At 61.7% G+C, this 19,988-nt stretch carries 15 protein-coding genes and 5 pseudogenes; 13 read left to right on the forward strand and 7 right to left on the reverse strand.

What is annotated here, in order from left to right; translation table 11 throughout:
* The first annotated feature begins 183 nt into the window (after positions 1–183).
* From AC0V8S_RS34055 to AC0V8S_RS34065, 3 genes and pseudogenes are all read left to right on the forward strand, one after another.
* A complete protein-coding gene (locus tag AC0V8S_RS34055) occupies positions 184–618 on the forward strand; it encodes a DUF2267 domain-containing protein (RefSeq protein WP_475436008.1) in 435 nt (144 codons plus the stop codon).
* A 3-nt stretch (positions 619–621) separates the two neighbouring features.
* The gene (locus AC0V8S_RS34060) at positions 622–1,308 is read left to right on the forward strand and encodes a phosphoribosyltransferase (RefSeq protein ID WP_475436010.1); all 687 of its coding nucleotides are present in this window, start codon (positions 622–624) and stop codon (positions 1,306–1,308) included.
* Between the two features lie 19 nt (positions 1,309–1,327).
* Positions 1,328–1,773 (forward strand): annotated as a pseudogene (locus AC0V8S_RS34065) (pyridoxamine 5'-phosphate oxidase family protein).
* A 74-nt stretch (positions 1,774–1,847) separates the two neighbouring features.
* Here AC0V8S_RS34065 and AC0V8S_RS34070 read toward each other — a convergent pair.
* Positions 1,848–2,683 (reverse strand): annotated as a pseudogene (locus tag AC0V8S_RS34070) (universal stress protein).
* Between the two features lie 175 nt (positions 2,684–2,858).
* Here AC0V8S_RS34070 and AC0V8S_RS34075 point away from each other — a divergent pair.
* Together AC0V8S_RS34075 and AC0V8S_RS34080 are read left to right on the forward strand one after the other, a co-directional pair.
* Positions 2,859–3,257 carry a c-type cytochrome gene (locus AC0V8S_RS34075; RefSeq protein WP_123169985.1) on the forward strand — a complete coding sequence of 133 codons (399 nt, stop codon included), beginning with the start codon at positions 2,859–2,861 and terminating at the stop codon, positions 3,255–3,257.
* 53 nt (positions 3,258–3,310) lie between these two features.
* Positions 3,311–4,863: pseudogene (locus AC0V8S_RS34080) on the forward strand (bifunctional aminoglycoside phosphotransferase/ATP-binding protein).
* Positions 4,864–4,883: 20 nt separating this feature from the next.
* Here AC0V8S_RS34080 and AC0V8S_RS34085 read toward each other — a convergent pair.
* A complete protein-coding gene (locus AC0V8S_RS34085; RefSeq protein WP_475436012.1) occupies positions 4,884–7,565 on the reverse strand; it encodes a bifunctional acetate--CoA ligase family protein/GNAT family N-acetyltransferase in 2,682 nt (893 codons plus the stop codon).
* 432 nt (positions 7,566–7,997) lie between these two features.
* Here AC0V8S_RS34085 and AC0V8S_RS34090 point away from each other — a divergent pair.
* The 6 genes and pseudogenes from AC0V8S_RS34090 to AC0V8S_RS34115 form a co-directional block, all read left to right on the forward strand.
* Positions 7,998–8,210, forward strand: a pseudogene (locus tag AC0V8S_RS34090) (P-type ATPase actuator domain-containing protein); the annotation flags it as partial.
* A 104-nt stretch (positions 8,211–8,314) separates the two neighbouring features.
* Positions 8,315–9,583 (forward strand): heavy metal translocating P-type ATPase, encoded by a 1,269-nt coding sequence (locus tag AC0V8S_RS34095; RefSeq protein ID WP_475436014.1) that lies wholly within the window; start codon positions 8,315–8,317, stop codon positions 9,581–9,583.
* 28 nt (positions 9,584–9,611) lie between these two features.
* Positions 9,612–10,061, forward strand: coding sequence for a thioredoxin TrxC (gene trxC, locus AC0V8S_RS34100; RefSeq protein ID WP_475436016.1), 450 nt, complete (start codon positions 9,612–9,614; stop codon positions 10,059–10,061).
* 13 nt (positions 10,062–10,074) lie between these two features.
* On the forward strand, positions 10,075–11,328 hold the full coding sequence (locus AC0V8S_RS34105; RefSeq protein ID WP_475436017.1) for an MgtC/SapB family protein: 1,254 nt from the start codon (positions 10,075–10,077) through the stop codon (positions 11,326–11,328).
* A gap of 84 nt (positions 11,329–11,412) precedes the next feature.
* A complete protein-coding gene (locus AC0V8S_RS34110; RefSeq protein ID WP_475436019.1) occupies positions 11,413–11,799 on the forward strand; it encodes a hypothetical protein in 387 nt (128 codons plus the stop codon).
* Positions 11,800–11,831: 32 nt separating this feature from the next.
* Positions 11,832–12,422, forward strand: coding sequence for an NAD(P)H-dependent oxidoreductase (locus AC0V8S_RS34115; protein ID WP_475436021.1), 591 nt, complete (start codon positions 11,832–11,834; stop codon positions 12,420–12,422).
* Between the two features lie 30 nt (positions 12,423–12,452).
* On the opposite strand, the gene AC0V8S_RS34120 is transcribed toward AC0V8S_RS34115, so the two are convergent.
* The 3 genes from AC0V8S_RS34120 to AC0V8S_RS34130 form a co-directional block, all read right to left on the reverse strand.
* Entirely contained in the window at positions 12,453–13,436 is a 984-nt protein-coding gene (locus AC0V8S_RS34120) for a zinc-dependent alcohol dehydrogenase family protein (protein WP_475436022.1), read from the reverse strand.
* Between the two features lie 151 nt (positions 13,437–13,587).
* On the reverse strand, positions 13,588–14,085 hold the full coding sequence (locus tag AC0V8S_RS34125; RefSeq protein ID WP_475436023.1) for a sulfocyanin-like copper-binding protein: 498 nt from the start codon (positions 14,083–14,085) through the stop codon (positions 13,588–13,590).
* 414 nt (positions 14,086–14,499) lie between these two features.
* Positions 14,500–14,748 (reverse strand): exopolysaccharide production repressor protein, encoded by a 249-nt coding sequence (locus tag AC0V8S_RS34130; RefSeq protein ID WP_475438752.1) that lies wholly within the window; start codon positions 14,746–14,748, stop codon positions 14,500–14,502.
* A 213-nt stretch (positions 14,749–14,961) separates the two neighbouring features.
* On the opposite strand from AC0V8S_RS34130, the pseudogene AC0V8S_RS34135 reads away from it, so the two are divergent.
* Positions 14,962–15,608 (forward strand): annotated as a pseudogene (locus tag AC0V8S_RS34135) (helix-turn-helix domain-containing protein).
* 71 nt (positions 15,609–15,679) lie between these two features.
* Positions 15,680–16,195 (forward strand): N-acetyltransferase family protein, encoded by a 516-nt coding sequence (locus AC0V8S_RS34140; RefSeq protein ID WP_475438753.1) that lies wholly within the window; start codon positions 15,680–15,682, stop codon positions 16,193–16,195.
* On the opposite strand, the gene AC0V8S_RS34145 is transcribed toward AC0V8S_RS34140, so the two are convergent.
* Entirely contained in the window at positions 16,184–17,401 is a 1,218-nt protein-coding gene (locus AC0V8S_RS34145; RefSeq protein ID WP_475436025.1) for an acetate/propionate family kinase, read from the reverse strand. The two genes, AC0V8S_RS34140 and AC0V8S_RS34145, sit on opposite strands and share 12 nt — an antisense overlap.
* Positions 17,402–17,452: 51 nt before the next feature.
* Entirely contained in the window at positions 17,453–19,876 is a 2,424-nt protein-coding gene (locus AC0V8S_RS34150; protein ID WP_475436027.1) for a phosphoketolase family protein, read from the reverse strand.
* Between the last annotated feature and the right edge of the window lie 112 nt (positions 19,877–19,988).

The raw sequence follows: 19,988 nt of genomic DNA on the forward strand, positions 1-19,988 counted from the left end.
CCCGCCGCCTGCCCAAACGGTCTTCGTCCCCTTTGCCAGCCGGTGCGCAGCCTACTCGAACTGGTCGAGGCGGCGGTGGAAAAACAATCGGGGCGATGCACTTTTGAACGATTTGATCCTGCTCAATGCTCAAAGCCTTTCGATGCCTGAGAATGGAGTTCAAATCTTCGAGGAGCATCCGCCATGGGTCATATTTCCCACACGTCCTTTGCTGACTTCACGCACGCTGGCCAGCAGGCTCAACAATGGGTCAAGGAGCTCGCCAAGGACCTCTGCTGGAGCGAACCGAGCGCGTGCCGTCTCCTGAGATCCGTTCTACACACGGTGCGGGATTGGCTTTCGCCAGCAGAAATGGCCGATCTCTCGGCGCAACTGCCTGTTTTGGTCCGCGGCATCTATTTCGAAGGCTGGAACCCCGCGGTGCCTGCGCATGAGCGCACCAAGCGCGACTTTATTATCAGCGTCAGAAACAGTTTCGGCTACGATGAGGAGATCGATTTCGATGTCGCGATCAGTGCCGTTTTCAAGCTTCTCGACCGTCACATTTCGCATGGCGAGATCGTACAGGTCAAAAACTCGATGAAGAAGTCGCTGCGAAAACTGTGGCCGGTGGATTGACCGATGTTCCGCGACCGGGAAGACGCTGGAGTCAAGCTTGGCCTGGAACTGAGCAGGCTTCAATTGCATCACCCCATCGTACTGGCATTACCGCGTGGCGGCGTGCCCGTCGCAGTGGAAGTGGCCAAAGCCCTCCACGCTCCTCTTGACCTGCTTATCGTCCGCAAGGTGGGCGCCCCGGGCAATCCCGAGATGGCTGTTGCCGCAATCGTCGATGGCGACCCTGGCGAGGTCGTATTGAACCGAGAGATCGTCGAGACCTACGCGCTCGACGAAGGTGAGCTACGTGTCTTGATTGCAAATGAGCGTCCAGAACTCGAACGCCGGCGCGTTGCCTATCGAGGTAAGACCAAACCGATGTCGATCGCGGGAAAGACGGCGATCATCGTCGATGACGGGGCCGCCACCGGTACGACCATGAAAATCGCGATCCGCGCCCTCAAGCGGCGGTCACCGAGGGAAATCGTCGTGGCAGTTCCCGTTTCACCGCAAGAGACGGTCGCCGCGCTGGAACAGGAAGCGGACCGTGTGGTCTGCCTTAGTCAGCCGGGACAGTTCCGGGCCTTGGGCCACCACTATCTGCGGTTCCCGCAGCTCTCTGACAACGACGTTATCTCCGCTATGGACGAGGCTGCCCTGCTGTACAAAATTGGCCAGCGGCACGTTTCCGGCCTAGTTCAAAGGCCGTAAAGAACAGGAGATCGCACTAATGCAGGTCCGCACGCTTTCTGCTTTGGAATGTACCAAATTGCTGACGGCCAATCGCGTGGGTCGCCTGGCATGCGCAAAGAATGGGCAGCCCTACGTCGTGCCCTTCTACTACGCCCATTCGGATGCTCATCTTTACGCGTTTTCCATGCCGGGCAAAAAGATCGAATGGATGCGGGCCAATCCGCTGGTGTCTGTCCAGGTCGATGAACATGGCCAGGGGCGAGGATGGAAAAGCGTCGTTGTCGATGGCCGGTATGAAGAACTGCCTGACCGGATCGGCCACAAGCTTCAGCGGGATCATGCCTGGTCGGTCTTGAGCAAGCACTCCGACTGGTGGGAACCTGGCGCGCTCAAGCCCGTCGCTCCTCCCACAGCCGACAGTGCACCGCACGTTTTCTTCGGATCCTGATCGAGCAGGTATCCGGACGAGAAGCGAGCGAGTAGTCGCCCCTCAAGTCCTGCGAGAAATGAAAAGGGCCGGCGCAATCTGCACCGGCCCTTTCTCCGCCGTCGAATTGCTATCGCGCCATCAAGACCGGCAGCGATTGACCCTCGAGCATCGACTTGGTGACCCGCCGAAAATCCGCTCGCGCAACCGGGAATGACCATAGGCGCCCATGACCATCAGCTCGGCCGCAACGTCGCCGGCATGCTGGCGAAGCACGTCGGCAACCGAATGGTTCGCGCTCGGCAGCCGCTCGACCGTAACCTTCACGCCATGTCGGGCAAGATAGGCCGCGGCATCTGCACCGGGCTCCTCTCCATGATGGAACTCATTTTCAATGGGATCGACGATGACAAGGCGCACATCTTCGGCGCCTTTCAGCATATCGAGCGACTCGCGGACGGCGCGCGATGACTCGAGACGGGCGTCCCATGCAACGAGGATGCGTTTCGGCTTCAGCGTCGGGCGCGAACCTTCGGGAACGAACAAAATGGGCTTTCCCGATGAGAACAGCGTGCCCTCGATGACTTTATCCTTCAGCGTATGGCTTGCCAGCAGATCTGGTCCGAGAATGGTCAGATCCGCGTAGCGGGCACGCCTTCCGATGACGTCGTCCGCCCATCCCATGTCGGGATAGTCGTCGCTCAGATCGGCCGATACGGCGGTCTGGGAGAGAAAGCCGGCGACATCCGAAATTCTCTTCTCGAGCCTTTTCTGCTCGGCCTGGCGTTCCTCCAGCCAGGCTGGCGAAACGACAGCGGCATACTCGCCGCCTGAGGGCGGCGCGGCAAGCTCGAGAACGAGCACGGAGAGATGGGCGCCGACCTGTTCGCACAGCGAGGCGGCTAGCTTTAGATCACCTTCACCTTGGTTCGGCCCGGTAACCGTAAGCAATGTCCTGAAAGTCACGGCGGCAACTCCTGATTTCGATTGAAGGATCAGTCGTGGTTTCAGTCATTAGCGAGGGTGCCCGATGCGTTCATTGCGCTGAATCAAACACCGCGACCGCGGCGGCATTTGATCCGCATCAACGCACTCGCAAACCAGGGCTGTAGGTTTCAGTCGATCAATCGGGGAAACGCAGATGAAATTCCTGATCGCGGCGATTTTGGCGGGATTGGCCCTCAACGCGGCTGGCGCCCAGGAACTCGGCAACGGCAAGGCGGAATACATGAACTCATGCGCCGTCTGCCATGGCCCTGAAGGCAAGGGGGACGGCCCGTTGGGCGACGAGTTGTTGAAGCGGCCGAGCGACCTGACGCGCCTCTCCAGGCGCAATGGCGGCGAATTCCCTTATTGGCGCGTCTTTGCCGTCATCGACGGCCGCGGCATGGTGCCGGCGCATGGCGATCGCGACATGCCGGTCTGGGGCCGGCAATTCCTTCCGGGTGACGTGAAGAAATATGGCCCGAATGCCGGGGAAATCGTCACCAGGGAACGGATCCATGATCTGGCCGGTTATGTCGAGACGTTGCAGCAATGAAAACAGAAGGCGCAAACAGTCTCCGCACGACGCCAGCATCGAAGAGGCCGGACATGGTCGTTGACGAGCAGCAATCCGCCATCGCGTTCCTGCTTGATCCCGTCTCCTTTGGCATGACCGGATCGGTCGAAGCGATCGAGACTCATATCTCGCGAATTTTCTTGATCGGTGGACGTGCCTTTAAGATGAAACGGGCGGTCAAGCTGCCCTATGTCGATTTCTCGACGCCAGCACTAAGGCTGGCCGCTTGCGAAAAAGAGGTGGAACTCAACGCCAGGACCGCACCCGGCCTCTATCTGGGCGTGCGGCGCATTACCCGCGAAGCCGACGGCAAACTCGTTTTCGATGGCGCTGGCCAAATGGGCGATGCGGTGATCGAGATGGTCCGGTTTGATCAGTCGAGGCTCCTCGATCGGATGGCGACCGCAGGAGAACTGACGCCATCGCTGATGACGGCCGTCGCACGCATGATCGTGGGATATCACCGTGCCGCGCCGAAGATCCACAATGGCACCGGCTCGTTCAATTTGATGGGCGTTCTCGACATCAACGAGGCCGGCTTTGGCACCAGCCATGTTTTTGCAAAACGGGAGATCGAGACGTTTGCCGGGGCCTTCCGCACCGCGCTTGCCCGGCATGCCGGATTGCTAGACCGCCGGGAGGCCGCGGGCAAGATCCGACGGTGCCATGGCGATCTGCACCTGCGCAACATCTGCATTTTCGATGGCGAGCCTCGCCTCTTCGATTGCATCGAATTCAATGACCAGATCGCCAGCATCGATGTTCTGTACGACCTTGCGTTCTTGTTGATGGACCTCTGGCATCGTGGTTTTCCCCAGCCCGCCAATCTCGTGATGAACCGCTATCTCGATGAGGCCGACGATGAAGACGGTTTCATCCTGCTGCCCTTTTCATGGCCGTGCGGGCTGCCGTGCGCGCTCATGTCACCGCAACGCAGGTCGAGGAAGGCAGTGCCGACAGCGACAAGCTGATTGCCGAGGCGAGATCCTATTTCGAACTGGCCCTGACATTTCTCCAGGAGACAGAACCGCGGCTCGTTGCCATCGGCGGCCTCAGTGGTTCCGGCAAGACGACCATTGCCGAGGCGCTCGCTGCCTATGTCGGAGCGCCGCCCGGCGCACGCATTGTCGAAAGCGACCGCATCCGCAAGGCGATGCACGGCGTGCCCGCCGAGACCAGGCTGCCGGACAAGGCCTATCGCCCCGAGGTGTCCGAACGGGTCTACAACGAAATGGCATGGCGCGCCGGCCTGATCCTCTCCGAGGGCGGCTCCGTTGTCGCAGATGCGGTTTTCGACAGACCGGCCGATCGTGAGCGGATCGAAAAGGCAGCGCGCGACCGAGGTATCGCATTCTCCGCTTTCTGGCTGGAGGCGGATCCACTCGTCCTTTGGCGGCGGGTCAATGAACGCAAGGGCGGCCCCTCGGACGCCACGATAGATATCCTCTCGCGGCAATTGCAGCGCAAGGCCAGCCAGGCCAGTTGGCGCAGGACCGACTCCGACCGACAGCTCGTCGACATTGTCTCCGAATTGAGGAGATGTTGCGTGCACGATGCTTCCGAGATCCTGCGCACAGCGTCCTGACTGGGTGCGGACGATCAATCTCAACTGAGTTCGAGCTTGGCCTCGACAAGGCCGGGCTCGTTCGGAAGATGCGTGATCGAGAAGCCAAACTCGCGGCACATGGCCAGCATCTTGCTGTTTTCGCTCAGCACGATGCCTTCGATGCGGCGGATACCATCCGCTCTTGCATAGTCGACGATCTGGCTGAGCAATTCCCAACCCAGGCCATGCCCCTGCAAGTCCGTCCGCACCAGCAAAGCGTATTCGGCGCTGACATGATCGGGATCGCAAGATAACCGGCTGATGCCCGCCAGCGCGCCAGTGCTCGTGTCCAATGCGACGAAAGCCATGTTGCGGTCGTAGTCGAGTTGGGTAAGCCGCTTCAACATCTGGTCGGAGAAGCTTTTGCGCGGCGACAGAAAACGCAGGCGCAAATCGTCAGGCGAAATCCTGGTAAGGAAATCCGGATAGAGCGCGATGTCCGCCGGCCTGATCGGCCGTATATGATAGCGGGCGCCACCTGCCGAGATTTCCTTCTCCCAACCTGACGGGTAGGGCCTGATTGCAAGCGCGGGGTTCGGCACAGGCTCCTCCACGCACTTCGGTTCGATCTCGATACGGGCATCGAGCGCAATCACGCCATTGGCGTCGGCCAGCAGCGGATTGATGTCCATCGAAACGAGGCACGGGAAGTCCACGATCATCTGCGACAGGCCGTTGAGCGCGCCGATGATCGCCTGCCGGTGCGCCGGCTTGCGATCGCGGAACCCGCCGAGCAGACGGCCGATCCGCGTTTGGTCGATCAAATCACCGGCGAGAACATCGTCTAGCGGCGGCAATGCGATGGCTGTATCGTCCAGCACCTCGACGGCGACGCCGCCGGCTCCAAACAGGATGGCCGGCCCGAAGATCGGATCCCGGCTCATGCCGAGAATGAGTTCCTGCGTCTGTTTCCGCACAACCATTGGCTGAACGGCATAGCCTTCAATGTCCGCTTGCGTTGCGTGCTTGCACACGCGCGCCTCGATTGTGCGTGCGGCCTCTCCTGCGGCAGCTGAATCGGCAATGTTGAGCACCACCCCGCCGATGTCCGACTTGTGTGAGATCGCCTTGGACAGCAGCTTGACGACGACCTGCTCGGACGTCTTGAGGAGCCGGCTGGCGGCCGCCTCCGCTTCGGCAGGAGATTTGGCGACGATCGTCTCGGGCACAGGGATGCCGTAGGCGGAAATTGCTGCCTTGGCTTCGGGCTCGGTCAGCATTCGCCGCCCTTCCCCCGCGACCTGCCTGAATATAGCGAGCACAGCGTCTCGGTCGCTCGTGACGTCCTCGCTGCGGCTCGACGGCGTGCGCATCAACGCCCGCTGGGCTCGCGACCATTCGCTGAGGTAGGAGACGGCCGTTGCGGCATCCGCTGGCGTCTCGAAGCTGGCAATACCGGCATCCTGAAGAACACGTCGCCCTTCGCGCGCCGTGTGTTCGCCAAGCCAGCAGGTCAGGACAGGTTTGCCACCAATCTTGCCGTCCTGCGCGAGCGCCGCCGCCGCGCTTGCCGCAGCAAGCGGCGAGCCGAGCCCAGTCGGGCAGTTCATGACCAGGACAACGTCGGTTCCGGCATCGGCCGCGACGGCCTCGATCGCCGCCTGATAGCGCTCAGGCGGGGCGTCGCCGATAATGTCGACCGGATTGGCGCGGGACCATGTGCTCGGCAGGACGGCACCCAGTCGGGCGATCGTTTCCGGCGACAATTCGGCCAGTTCCCCGTTGCCTTCGACGAGTTGATCGACGGCAAGCACGCCGGCGCCGCCGCCATTGGTGACGATGCCGACCCGGGCTCGTTCTAGCGGAACGAAACGAGCGGTCGTTTCAACCGCATCGAACAACTCAGTGAGACCTTTGACGCGCAGTATGCCTGCCCGCAGCAATGCCGCATCGACGACACGGTCGGCCCCCGATAGCGCGCCGGTATGGGTCGCAGCCGCTTTGGCCGATTGTTCGTGCCGACCCGATTTTATTGCGATCACCGGCTTGATCCTCGCCGCCGCACGAGCGGCTGAGATGAACTTGCGCGGATCGGGAATTGTTTCGAGATACATGACGATAGCGCGGGTGTGCGCATCGCCCGCCAGCATGTCGAGACAATCTCCGACGTCCACGTCCGCCATGTCGCCAAGGGAGACGATTTGGGAGAACCCGACATTGTTGTCGGCCGCCCAATCGATCAGCGATGTGGCAATGGCGCCGGATTGCGACAGCAGCGCGATGTTGCCGGGCTTCGCGGCCATATGCGCAAATCCGGCGTTGAGCTTCAATGGCGGTATCATCAGCCCGACCGTGTTCGGCCCAATGATGCGGAAAACAGTGGGCTTGGCAGCGTCGAGCATGGCCTGACGCAGGCCGTTCTCGCGCGTAAGCCCAGCGGTAATCACGATCGCCGCCCGCGTGCCCTTCTCAGCAAGGTCGCGCACGATGGCGGGAACTGTCTCAGGCGGCGTGACGATCACACCAAGGTCTGGACCCTCCGGAAGATCGGCCGCCTTGGGATAGCATTGCCGACCGGCCACTTGCGAATATTTCGGGTTGACCGGCCAGATCTCGCCCTTGAAGCCGCCCCTGACGATGTTGTCGAAAACGACACGGCCGACCGAGCCGTCGCGCGGCGATGCCCCGAAGATGGCAACCGACTTCGGGGCGAACGCATGTTCGAGATTTCGGATCGTCACCGCTCATGTCTCCCGTTCGCGGCGATAGTCACCAATCGATCTTGCCCGTTCATTGCGTTGGATCAAAGCCTCCTCCGGTGATCGCGATTAGCTGTCGCACGAGTTCGACGCGCCCGTCAGCGCTTGCGAAAATTGGCGAGCATCGATCGAATCGGAAGGCATGGCATGAACGAGTCCACCCTGCGGCGCGCATTGCTGGTGATTGCCATCCTGGGCCTCGCCATTGGTGTCGGAGTCTGGCGAACCGGCCTCGGTCCCCTTGAAGCCAACACGATCTGGACAGCGGCGACCTTGCCCGTGGTGGCGGCTCTCGCCATCTCCATCCTGCGTGATTTCTGGATAGGCCGCTTCGGTGTCGATGCGATTGCGCTGGTGTCAATGTCCGCCGCCCTGCTGCTCGGCCAGCCCTTGGCAGCGGTGGTGGTCGCGATCATGTATGCCGGCGGCACGGTGCTTGAGGATTTCGCTCGCGGCCGCGCGGAACGGAACCTCAAGGCATTGACCGACCGATCGCCGCGTGTCGCCCACCGAACGTCAACGCTGGGGACAGAAACCATCTCCGTCGAGGACGTTGATGTCGGCGACGAGCTTCTGGTCCGGGCCGGCGAACTGCTCCCCGTCGATGGCATCCTGCTTGATGCTTCGGCCTCTCTCGACGAGTCCGCGGTCAGCGGAGAACCCCTGCCGGAACGGCGGAGCGCAGGGACGTGCTGCGCAGCGGCACCGTCAATGCGGGCGAGACCTTCAGCATGCGGGCTTCCGCCTTGGCGGAGCAGAGCACTTATGCAGCGATCGTTCGCATGGTTGCTGCAGCGCAAACCGCGAAATCCCCGTTCATTCGCATGGCCGACCGCTTCGCGCTGTTCCTGCTGCCAGCCACTTTGCTGGTCGCTGGTACCGCGTGGTACATCTCCGGCGATCCAATCCGGGCGCTGGCCGTGCTGGTCGTCGCGACACCTTGCCCGCTCATCCTCGCCGCGCCCGTTGCCTTCATCGGTGGCGTATCGCGCGCCGCGCGTGCTGGCATCCTGATGAAAGGCAGCGCGGCTCTGGAGGCGCTTGCGCAAGTCAGAACCGCGATGTTCGACAAGACGGGGACCTTGACCATCGGTGGCGCCGAGCTCATCGAAATCGAAGCCGCACCCGGCCGTGACGCGAACCATTTGCTGCAGCTCTTGGCATCCCTGGAACAGGCCTCACACCATGTGCTCGCCGACTCGATCATTCGGGCGGCGCGCGGTAGACAACTGGTGCTTTCGCATCCGCGTGATGTCCGCGAGCATCGCGGCGCGGGCTTGAAGGGCCGGGTCGAGAACATCGCGATCGCCGCCGGATCGCGGGCTCTTGTGCTCGCCGACAGTCCCCTGCCCAACTGGGCGAAAGGGGGCGAAGAAAAATACCGGGACGAGCCGGTGCTCAGGGTTTTTGTCGCACTCGGTGAACGACTTGCCGGCGTGTTTACTTTCGGCGATGCGATGCGTGCTGATGCCCATGACACACTCGCCAGTATGCGCTCGGCTGGCATTACGCGCATGGTCATGCTGACAGGTGATGACGGTGCCGCCGCAAAGCGTGTTTCTTCCATGCTTGATCTGGATGTCATCGTCGCCGATGCCATTCCCGCGGACAAAGTCGCGACGGTCGAGGCCGAGAAAGCAAGGGCGCCGACAATGATGGTCGGCGATGGCATCAACGATGCCCCCGCCCTTGCCGCGGCGACGGTCGGCGTCGCCATGGGCGCGCGTGGGGCGACGGCCTCTTCCGAGGCGGCGGACGTCATCGTGCTGACCGACAGGCTGCTGCCTGTCGCCGATGCCGTCCGGATTGCACGGCGAACGCGATCGATCGCCTTGCAAAGCATCATTGCCGGACTGGCGCTGTCGGGGCTGGCAATGATCGCAGCGGCCATGGGGCAGATCACGCCGGTTGCCGGAGCGCTACTTCAGGAAGGGATTGACGTGGCGGTTATCCTGAACGCTTTGCGGACCCTTGGCGATGGACATCTGTGGCGCGCATAGTGGTCGAGAACAAGTTCGGTGAATGGCCATGGCACAGCAAAATCTGGTGGTTTGCAGCAAATGTGGTGGGGTCAACCGCCTGCCACCGGCCCGCAATGCCAGGGAGGCGAAATGCGGAAAGTGCGGGATCCGGCTGTTTTCGGGGCATCCCGAAGACGTCGACGCCGCGATTTTCGATCATCAGATCGCGCGCAGCAGCTTGCCCGTTGTCGTCGATATCTGGGCACCCTGGTGCGGCCCCTGCAAGATGATGGCGCCGGCGTATGAGGCTGCGGCCAACGAGCTGGAGCCGCATGTTCGTCTGATCAAGCTCAATTCGGACAATGAGCAGGCCGTCGCGGCAAGGCTCGACATTCGCGGCATCCCGACCATGATCCTCTTCGATGGCGGGCGCGAAATCGCGCGTACATCCGGCGCAATGACGGCGGGCCAGATCGTCAGGTGGGTTCGCGACCGCCTGCCGACGGTCACCGCCTGAAAGCCGCCGCGCCATGGATCCGCTTATCGCCCGGCTCGGACTGGCCTTGGCAATTGGCCTGCTCGTCGGTTTGGAGCGTGGCTGGCAAGAGCGGGATGCACCCGATCGCAGTCGCACAGCTGGCATCCGGACATTCGGCATATCCGGCCTGCTTGGTGGCGTGCTCGCGGCGCTGGCCAGTGCACTAGGCTCCGTATCGGTGCTCGTCGGAGGCTTCATCGCCTTTGCGGCAATCTTTGCCTGGTACAAGGCGCGCGAGGCTGCCCATGACGAGGATTTCAGCGTCACGAGCGTGATCGCTGGCCTGGGCGTTTTCGCCCTTGGCGCGCTTTCCGTAGCCGGCGATTATCGGGCTGCTGCTGCGGGCGGGGCGGCACTGGCGGCAATCCTGGCCAGCCGCGAGGTGCTGCACGGTCTTTTGAAGCGACTGACCTGGGCGGAACTGCGTTCGGCGCTGATCCTGGCGGTGATGACGGCGATCGTCTTACCCCTGCTGCCAAACCGGACGATGGACCCGTGGGGCGGTTTCAATCCTTGGGAAGTTTGGTTCCTGACGGTGCTGATGGCCTCGATATCATTCGCCGGCTATGTGGCTGTTCGCATTCTGGGAAATACGCGTGGGCTGCTGGTCAGTTCGCTCGCCGGTGCGATCGTCTCTTCCACAGCGGTGACCTTGGCGCTTGCCCGCAACGCCACAAATGCAACCAATCGGCTGGCGCTCGCCGGGGCGGCATCGCTGGCTGCAATGGTTTCGGTGCTCCGCGTCTGCACCGTGGTTCTGATCATAGAGCCAGGCGTTTTCGCTTCGGTCGCTATAGCGGCGATGGCAGTCGCGCTCGCCTTCGCTGTCTGCGGCGCATTGCTGATGACTCGCGACAGCGGGAATGAAGAAGGCAGCGCTATTGCGCGCAATCCATTCGAGTTGGGTCCGCTGCTGCTGTTCGCGCTGCTCTTCGCGCTTGTCGCGACCGCAAGCGCTGGATTGGCAACTCAATTCGGCAGCCGCGGCTTGCTGGTTACCTCAGCGCTGGCAGGCACGTTCGATGTCGACGTCTCGGTGCTCAGTGCCTTGCGGCTGGTCAAGTATTCGGTCCCCGTCGAGACTGTCGGTCAGGCTGTGCTGGCGGCACTGGCGGCAAATGCGATCGGCCGCCTGTCACTGGCCGTATTTGCCGGTCCGATCAGGTTCTGGGTGCCGCTGGCCGTCGCAACCCTGGCCGCTGCGACCGCCGGCTACGGCGCCATGTTGTTGCTTAGCCCTCGGTAGAAGCGCGGCGACGGAGCTTTCTTTGATGCGGATCAAGGCCGGGTCCAGCCACCGCTCTATGAAACTCCGTGAGAGGAGTTCGCCATGACCAGTCTGAAGGATCTCACCCCCAAATTCCGCCACGTCCGGCTGCTGCTAGCCCGTGAAAAGGGCCACCCGGAAGGCGACCGCGAAGAGGGCTACGACGTGCTGGCTCCGCTGAACGGCGAAGGGCGTATCGATGCCGAAGAGTGGAAATCGCACAGGGCCTCCTGTCGTGTTCGCCGGTTTCGGACTGGCGAGGAGGATCTGATCGGCCGGCTGAGACGCAAGCCCGGCGGGCAGTGGTATTTCGACTATGCCGAAGGCGACCGCGATGACGAAATCGGCTTTCATCTCGGCGACGAACGGTTTGTGACCGGTGAATATGTGTCGATCGAGCGCAACGGCGCCATGCACACCTACCAGGTGGCAAGGGTCGAGCGGCCCTGACGCGGCAACGCCTGGCTCCCTGGGGGTAGATCATGTCGCGACGCATCCTGATTGTGGTCGGCCATCCCGACCCGTCCCCGGACCGGCTCTGCCGCGGTCTTGCCAGGGCCTATGGCGAGGGCGCGGAGAAGGCGGGGCACGCCGTCCGCCGGGTCGATCTGGCGGCGATCGATTTTCCGATGCTGCAGACAATGCAGGAGTTCGAGCACGGTTCGATTCCCGGTGAGCTGAAGGACGCAGCCGAAGCGATCGTCTGGGCGGAGCACATTGTCTTTGTCTTTCCGCTGTGGCTTGGGACCATGCCGGCCATGCTCAAGGCATTTCTGGAACAGGTCATGCGGCCGGGAACGGCTTTTGCCTACCCTGACAAGGACGGTGGCTTCACAAAGACATTGCTTCGCGGCCGCTCTGCGCGCGTCGTGGTGACAATGGGCATGCCTTCCGTCGTCTACTGGCTATGGTTCCTCGGACACGGCATCGCCGGCATGAAGCGAAGCATCCTGCATTTTGTCGGCATCAGTCCGGTGCGCGAGACCCTGTTCGGCATGGTCGCTGGCGCCAGCGATGCGACCCGTGCGAAGTGGATCCGGCATATGCGCGGACTGGGTGGACGGGCCAGATAACGCTCCCAGATAACGCTCGTTGAATGCCGATCACGGCAGCAGGACAGCGGCGCCGCTCAATCTGCCTTGCCTCAGATCGTCCAGTGCCTGATTGGCCTGTTCCAGTGGGTAGACCTTGGTGTGGGTGCGCACCTGCGCGCGCCTGGCAATGGGAAAGAACTCTTCGGCGTCGCGGCGCGTCAGGTTTGCAACCGACACCAGTTCACGCTCTTCCCAGAGCAACTCGTAGGCCATCGCCGGAATGTCGCTCATGTGGATGCCGCCGCAAACCACCCGGCCACCCTTGCGCACGGCACCAAGTGCGATCGGCACCAGGTCACCCACAGGAGCGAAGATGATCGCGGCATCGAGCTGCCTGGGCGGAAGCTCCTCCGACCCGCCCGCCCACGTCGCGCCGAGCGAGCGGGCGAATTCCTGTGCTTCACTGTCGCCGGGCCGGGTGAAAGCGAAGATGTCACGACCCTGCCAGATTGCGATCTGCGCAACGATATGTGCAGCGGCACCGAAGCCGTAGATCCCGAGCCGCTTGCCGTCACCGGCCTTCTTCAGGCATCGCCAGCCGATCAGGCCAGCGCAAAGCAGCGGCGCCTGCGATACGGGGTCGGCATCCGTGTCCAGATCGAAGGCGAATTGCGCGTCGGCAATGACATGGCTGGCGAAGCCGCCATCGCGTGTATAACCCGTGAAATCTGGCTGATCGCAGAGATTTTCATTCTCCGCGACACAGTAGGGACAATGCCCGCAAGTGTGCCCAAGCCAGGGCACGCCAACCCTGCGCCCGATCCTGGAACGCGCCACGCCTTTGCCGACGGAATCGATAGTGCCGACGATTTCGTGACCCGGAATGAGCTGCAGTTTTGGATGACGCAGATCGCCATCAATGACATGCAGATCGGTCCGGCAGACAGCGCATGCCTCGATCCTCAACCTGATCTCACCGGGTCCCGCTATGGGATCAGGCCTGTCGACCAGCTTCAATGGCACGCCGATGTTTTCGAGCACCATCGCTCTCATGACGTGCTCCATGTAGCCCCGGAAAAACAAATGCCGTGACTGCCCAGCCTCCGCCGTGGCGCGGCCAAACCGACAAGGCCGGCGATCCCGGCAGGCTTTCGAAAACTGCGGCAGTCGCAGGTTCCGGCCAGGCGGCTGCCTGCTTCAGTATCTATGGCTCGACGGTGAATTCGGCCCACATGCCGGCTCCATAGTGACCTGGCACGTTGCAGATAAGCAGGTATTTTCCAGCCTTCAGCTCGACGGTCAATGTGCCTGATTTTCCGGGATCAAGCTCCGAAACTTCGCCCTTGTCGCCAGCCTTGTCTTCGTCGACGCGGTTCTCGGCTTCAAGGTAAGGAAGCGGCTTGCCGGGATCAGCAAGGTACATCACGATCATTTCGTGGACGGTGTCCTTGGAGTCATTCTTCACATTGAATGTGACCTCTCCGGCCTTTACCGCCCCTGGCAAAGCCTTGATGCCCATGGTCGCCTTGGCGAGATTGAGTCCTGGCGCTGCATAGGCAAGCCCCATCGGCATCTCCGTACTCGCGCCCTTGTCCCACAGCGAGACTTGGACGAGCGAAGCAGCCTGGACGACGCCGGCACTGCCGGCCATGAGCATCGCCGCCGCGAGCCCGAGCGCTGCTCTCCTCGACATGGTTTTCATCGTGATCCTCTTTCAGGATGGCAGCAGAAGCGCTCTACATCCTGGCCGTCATCCTGATCGCGGCATCACCCGCCGTCCTTGCGCCAGATCAAACCGGTCGGTGCGAGCCCGATCGGCGGCGCCGACCCAGCTGTCAGCCAGTTGTCAGGTTGAACAGGTTATTTCGCACCACGGAGGAAGTCACAGACGAGGCATTCGAGACGGCAGCATCGATCGTCTTCGACCAAGCCGAACCGGATGCACACTATCAAGGCCCTGCTTCATCGCCACGATCGGCAACGGCGGAGACACACCTTTACGCCGTGAACAACCGATGACAGCCGGGAACCAGCGCGCCAACATCGTGTGCGCCGGCGCCACTGGGTTTGCAGAGGCAGTCCGGAGTGCGGACGGGTCACACTGTCTTGCGTGGCCCTAGGAGAGCGTGCCGTCGTGGTGGAATGGCTGAACATGGCTCGGCGACGCCGAATTTGCTGCAACGTCTGCAGTCGTGCGTTTGTAAACAAGGCGTATGACAAAGGCGAAGTATCCGACTTGCAGAATGACCAAGCCGATAATCGTCCAGCCTATTGCGCTCCAGACTGAACCCGTTGCGAAATAAGCCCATAGAGCCAAGATGCTCGACGTCAAAAACATTCCGACCACGAATTGCGGAAGATACATCGCTGCCACCGGCCGTTCCGATGCAAGAATTCGAAACGACTCCCTGTTGCTATTACCTAGAACGAAGGAGGATTTAGGCGATCGGAGCGCCTGGCCACTTGATGTGGATCAACAATCCGGACGAATAGGTAGTTTCCCGTAGGGATATAACCGAATTTCGCGACCTGCGGATTCGCGCGATTGCTGTGTCACGGAACAACCGGGAAGACAGCCATGCACGCCTACACCGACTCCAGAATTTCGTTGCCGTCGCGTTCTGCTCAGCCAAGCCTGCCCGCGGTATTTGACCCCGCACCGCTGCAGCCGGTCAGCTTTTTCCCGCCGGCTCCGAGATCTATGCTCAGGGCGAGAAGGCTGGGGCCTTCTACCAGGTCGAGTTCGGTGCCGTGCGCATCTACCGCCTGCTTGCCGACGGTCGCCGGCAGATCAGCGCCTTTCACCTCGCCGGAGAGACATTCGGGTTCGAGGCAGACGCAACACATCATTTCTTCGCAGAGGCAATCAACGCCACCGGTGTTCGCGTCTTGCGCTTCAATGCCGGGGCGGACATGTCCCGCCAATTATTGCCCCTGGCGCTCAAGGGGTTGACGAGAGCGCAGGAACACCTGCTGGTTCTCGGCCGCCAGAACGCCATCGAACGAGTAGCCGCTTTCCTGGTCGACATGGCGGAGCGGCAGGGCGGGTTGCGGCAGGTCGAACTGCCAATGTCGCGCATGGACATCGGCGATTATCTCGGCCTCACCATCGAGACCGTGTCCCGGGTCTTCACCCGACTGAAGGACAAGGGCGTCATCCGCCTGCTCAACCTGCGCAGCATCGAAATCGTCAAGCAGGATGTGTTGCAGACCATGGGCGAATAAGTGTGCCTGCCTGCTCAAGAAAGACGACAATGACGCCGCAGAACCGGCCTCAGTTCAAGGACCAGATGACGATGGACAACACACTTACCACCCATACCGGCTTTCGCTTCGAAGTGCGCCGCGCGCGCCCTGAGGATGAGCCAACACTGGCCGAGTTCTTCACCCATGTGACCCCGGACGACCTGCGCTTTCGCTTTCTCGGCGCTGTGAAGGAGGTCTCGCATGAACGGCTGGTCGCGATGACGCGTTCAGACGACGCCCATATCCATAATTTTCTAGCCTTCTCCACCGACGGAATGCTGATCGCGGTTGCAACGCTGGCAAGCGATGCCGCCGATCGAAACGGTGAGGTCGCGATCTGCATTCGTGCGGATCGCAAGCATCTGGGCGTTGGTTGGGAGTTGCTCGCTTATATCGCGAACTATGCCGAAGACCACGGCCTGAAAGCGATCGAGTCGATCGAGAGCCGTGAAAACCGTGCCGCGATCGAGGTCGAGCGCGACATGGGTTTCACCGTCACGACCGATCCCGACGATGCGACGCTGGTCCTGGTTCGGCGAGAGTTGGGCGCGCGATCAGCCGCTTAGCTGCCCACGGCCCATCCCGGGTCCGCGCGGGCGCCGCAGATCGAAAGACCATATCTCCGTGGCCACGGCTCTTTCTTCATCCGCTGGAATGACAAGGACATCGACGCGGGAAGTCGCGTTGCTGACTACCTCCCCGCCCTCTCGGTTCCGCTCCTCGTCGAGACCGATTCCAAGCCAGGCAGCGGCAACGCAAATCCTCTCCCGGACCAACGGCGCGTTTTCGCCAATGCCGGCCGTGAACACCAGCGTGTCCAGTCCTCCCATGGCAGCGGCCAGCGATCCTATCTCGCGTCCGATCCGATAAACGAAGAGATCGACAGCCTCGGCGGCGGCAGGATCGTCCGAAGCGATCAGCGTCCGCATATCACCCGATACTCCAGAGACTCCGAGCAGACCCGATTGCTCATAGAGAAGCGTGACCAGTTCGTCCCCAGACAGCCGCCGTTCCCGCAGCAAATGGAGGATGACCCCCGGGTCGAGCGCGCCGCAACGCGTGCTCATTACCAGGCCGTCCAGGGTCGAAAACCCCATCGTCGTCGCGATGCTTCGTCCAGCGTCCATGGCGCACAGGCTGGCGCCGCTGCCGAGATGGGCAACGATCGTGCGGCCGCCGGCGCGAGCGCCGTAACGGTCACGCAGCTTCGAAGCGATATGGCTGTATGACAGGCCGTGGAAGCCATAGGAAACGATGCCCGCCTCGGTCATCGTGCGCGGCAGCCCGTAGATTTTGGCTAGCTCCGGCCGGGCTGAATGAAACGCCGTGTCGAAGCAACCGATCTGGAGGGCCTGCGGCAGGAGTTCAGTGGCCAGGGCGACAATCTCGAGATTGATCCGTTGGTGGATAGGCGCCATCGGCTCGAGCAAGCGAAGTGCTTTGAGCGTGCGTCCGTCGAGCCGCGTTGCTTCGGTGAAGTCACGCCCGCCGTGAACGATCCTGTGACCTACCCTGTCGATGCGACGCAGGAGATCGTTATCGGCGAGCACGGAGGCGACCGCCGCGAAAGCCTTGTCCATATCGATCGGTGCTTCGCCAAGGCTCCTGTCGATCTTGGACCTGCCGGCCGCGGCCTCGACGCGCAGCCATGGTTGACGGCCGAGAGAGGAGACATTGCCGCGCAGCAGTAGCGAAAGTTGGTCACGCCCTTCGAAGACGGCGAACTTCAGGCTCGAAGAACCGCCGTTCAGGACAAGGACCGCATCGGTCATGAAGCCATCCGATATCTTGCCACCCCTATGTGCTGAAGGACGGACATCAGCTCAATCTGGATGCTTTGGCGCCGCATCAGGATCCTGACCCCACTTCCAGTCAAGGATCTCCGGCATATCCTGCCCATGGGCGCGAATATAGGCTCGGTGTTCAAGCAGCTTGCTGTCCATCGCCTGCTTCAGGCCGACCCGCATGCTCTTCAGTCGTGGAACCCAGTCGAGGACGCTTTGGACGATATGAAAGCGGTCGAGGCCGTTCAGCACCGTCATGTCGAAAGGTGTCGTGGTCGTGCCCTCCTCATTGTAGCCGCGCACATGGATATTGTCGTGGTTGGTGCGTCGATAAGTCAGGCGATGGATAGTCCAGGGATAGCCGTGATAGGCAAAGATGACCGGCTTGTCGGTGGTGAACAGCGCATCGAAATCGCGATCCGAAAGACCGTGCGGATGATATTCCTTTGGCTGAAGAGTCATCAGGTCGACGACATTGACTACCCTGATCCGGAGATCAGGAACCTGTTGCCTGAGGGTCTGCACTGCGGCCAGCGTTTCGACGGTCGGGACGTCGCCAGCGCAAGCCATCACGACGTCGGGCTCCGCCCCATCGTCCGTTGACGCCCAGTCCCAGATGCCGATCCCTGCCCGACAGTGAACGATTGCCCTGTCCATCGACAGCCACTGCCATGACGGCGGCTTGCCGGCGACGATGACGTTGATGCGGTTCCAGGTCTGCAGCACATGGTCGGTCACGCACAGCAAGGTGTTGGCGTCCGGTGGCAGGTAGACCCGCACGATGTCGGCCTTCTTGTTGAGGGCGACGTCGATGAAGCCAGGGTCCTGATGGCTGAAGCCGTTGTGTTCCTGATGCCAGACATGGCTGGACAACAGATAATTCAGCGATGCGATCGGCCGCCGCCACGGGATATCGCGGCAGGCATCCAGCCATTTCGCATGCTGATTGAACATCGAATCGACGATGTGGATAAACGCCTCGTAGCAGGAAAAAAGGCCATGGCGCCCGGTGAGCAAGTAGCCTTCCAGCCAACCCTGGCAGGTGTGCTCGGAGAGGATTTCGAGAACCCGGCCATCGCGCCCGAGATGAACGTCTTCGGGCAGGATCTTTTCCATCCAGCCGCGCTCGGTCACTTCAAACACGTCCTGAAGACGGTTCGAGGCTGTCTCGTCCGGGCCGACGATGCGAAAGTTCTTCATGGCCTCATTCAACTGCATGACATCACGCAGGAAGCTGCCCATGACCCGCGTCGACTCGGCCTTGACGGCGCCGGGGAGATCGAGCGCAACGGCGTGATCATGCAACCCGGGCAGTTCGAGAGACCTGCGCAGCAGCCCGCCGTTGGCGTGCGGGTTTGCACTCATTCGTTTCGTTGCCTGGGGTGCCGTGGCGCGGATCGCCGCGACAGGAGCGCCAGCGGCGTCGAACAGTTCATCCGGCCGGTAGCTTCTCAGCCACTCCTCAAGCAGCTTGAGATGCGCGGGGTTTTCGGCAAGGCCCGACAATGGAACCTGGTGCGAGCGCCAGAAGCCCTCTGTCTTCAGGCCGTCGACCTCTTTCGGACCCGTCCAGCCCTTGGGGCTGCGCAGCACGATCATCGGCCATCTTGGTCGTGACCCAGTCGCCGCAGATCCATTGCGCGCTGCATGCTGGATAGCCGTGATGCGATCGAACGCATCATCGAGCACAGTCGCCATTCGCTCATGCATCAGGGCCGGCTCGTGGCCTTCCACGAACAGCGGCTCATAACCGAAGCCGGCAAACAGCGCGCGCAATTCGTCTTCAGGAATGCGGGCCAGAATGGTTGGATTTGCGATCTTGTAGCCGTTGAGATGCAGGATCGGCAGCACGGCTCCGTCGCGCGCCGGGTTGAGGAATTTGTTGGAATGCCAAGCGGCTGCCAGCGGTCCGGTTTCTGCTTCACCGTCGCCGACGACGCAGGCAACGACGAGATCCGGATTGTCAAAGGCCGCGCCATAGGCATGCGAGAGCGAATAGCCCAACTCTCCGCCCTCATGGATCGAGCCGGGCACATCGGGTGCTGCATGGCTCGGGATACCGCCGGGAAACGAAAACTGCCGGAACAGCTTGCGCATTCCTTGCTCGTCCATCGCAATGTCCGGATTGAATTCGCTGTAAGTGCCCTCCAGGTAGGTGTTTGCCACCATCGCCGGACCGCCGTGTCCCGGGCCGCAGATATAGATCACATTCGTGTCCCTGAGGCGGATGACACGGTTGAGATGTGCATAGATGAAACTCAATCCGGGCGACGTTCCCCAATGGCCGAGCAGGCGCGGCTTGATGTGCTCCAGCCGCAACGGTTCGCGCAGCAGCGGATTGTCGAGCAGGTAGATCTGGCCGATCGTCAGATAGTTTGCAGCGCGCCAGTAGGCATCGATATCGTGCAACTCGCGATCGGACAGCCGGCCACCGGAAGCTGCTATTGTCGTATGATCGTTCATGTCTGACTCCCATCGCCTGTTAGCGCGCCCTGTCGCCTGGATTGCGGCATGGGCTTGTGTTCGTCGATCTGCAGCGAATGGACACCAACGCGCTCGCGCGCTTTCAGTTCAT

The sequence above is a fragment of the Mesorhizobium oxytropidicola genome (assembly GCF_056174625.1).

What these genes read in the sequence shown, in the direction of transcription:
- AC0V8S_RS34055 (WP_475436008.1), top strand. Translation starts at nt 184, where the DNA reads ATGGGTCATATTTCCCACACGTCCTTTGCTGACTTCACGCACGCTGGC.
- AC0V8S_RS34060 (WP_475436010.1), top strand. Translation starts at nt 622, where the DNA reads ATGTTCCGCGACCGGGAAGACGCTGGAGTCAAGCTTGGCCTGGAACTG.
- AC0V8S_RS34075 (WP_123169985.1), top strand. Translation starts at nt 2,859, where the DNA reads ATGAAATTCCTGATCGCGGCGATTTTGGCGGGATTGGCCCTCAACGCG.
- AC0V8S_RS34095 (WP_475436014.1), top strand. Translation starts at nt 8,315, where the DNA reads ATGCGGGCTTCCGCCTTGGCGGAGCAGAGCACTTATGCAGCGATCGTT.
- trxC (WP_475436016.1), top strand. Translation starts at nt 9,612, where the DNA reads ATGGCACAGCAAAATCTGGTGGTTTGCAGCAAATGTGGTGGGGTCAAC.
- AC0V8S_RS34105 (WP_475436017.1), top strand. Translation starts at nt 10,075, where the DNA reads ATGGATCCGCTTATCGCCCGGCTCGGACTGGCCTTGGCAATTGGCCTG.
- AC0V8S_RS34110 (WP_475436019.1), top strand. Translation starts at nt 11,413, where the DNA reads ATGACCAGTCTGAAGGATCTCACCCCCAAATTCCGCCACGTCCGGCTG.
- AC0V8S_RS34115 (WP_475436021.1), top strand. Translation starts at nt 11,832, where the DNA reads ATGTCGCGACGCATCCTGATTGTGGTCGGCCATCCCGACCCGTCCCCG.
- AC0V8S_RS34120 (WP_475436022.1), bottom strand. Translation starts at nt 13,436, where the DNA reads ATGAGAGCGATGGTGCTCGAAAACATCGGCGTGCCATTGAAGCTGGTC.
- AC0V8S_RS34125 (WP_475436023.1), bottom strand. Translation starts at nt 14,085, where the DNA reads ATGAAAACCATGTCGAGGAGAGCAGCGCTCGGGCTCGCGGCGGCGATG.
- AC0V8S_RS34130 (WP_475438752.1), bottom strand. Translation starts at nt 14,748, where the DNA reads ATGTATCTTCCGCAATTCGTGGTCGGAATGTTTTTGACGTCGAGCATC.
- AC0V8S_RS34140 (WP_475438753.1), top strand. Translation starts at nt 15,680, where the DNA reads ATGGACAACACACTTACCACCCATACCGGCTTTCGCTTCGAAGTGCGC.
- AC0V8S_RS34145 (WP_475436025.1), bottom strand. Translation starts at nt 17,401, where the DNA reads ATGACCGATGCGGTCCTTGTCCTGAACGGCGGTTCTTCGAGCCTGAAG.
- AC0V8S_RS34150 (WP_475436027.1), bottom strand. Translation starts at nt 19,876, where the DNA reads ATGAACGATCATACGACAATAGCAGCTTCCGGTGGCCGGCTGTCCGAT.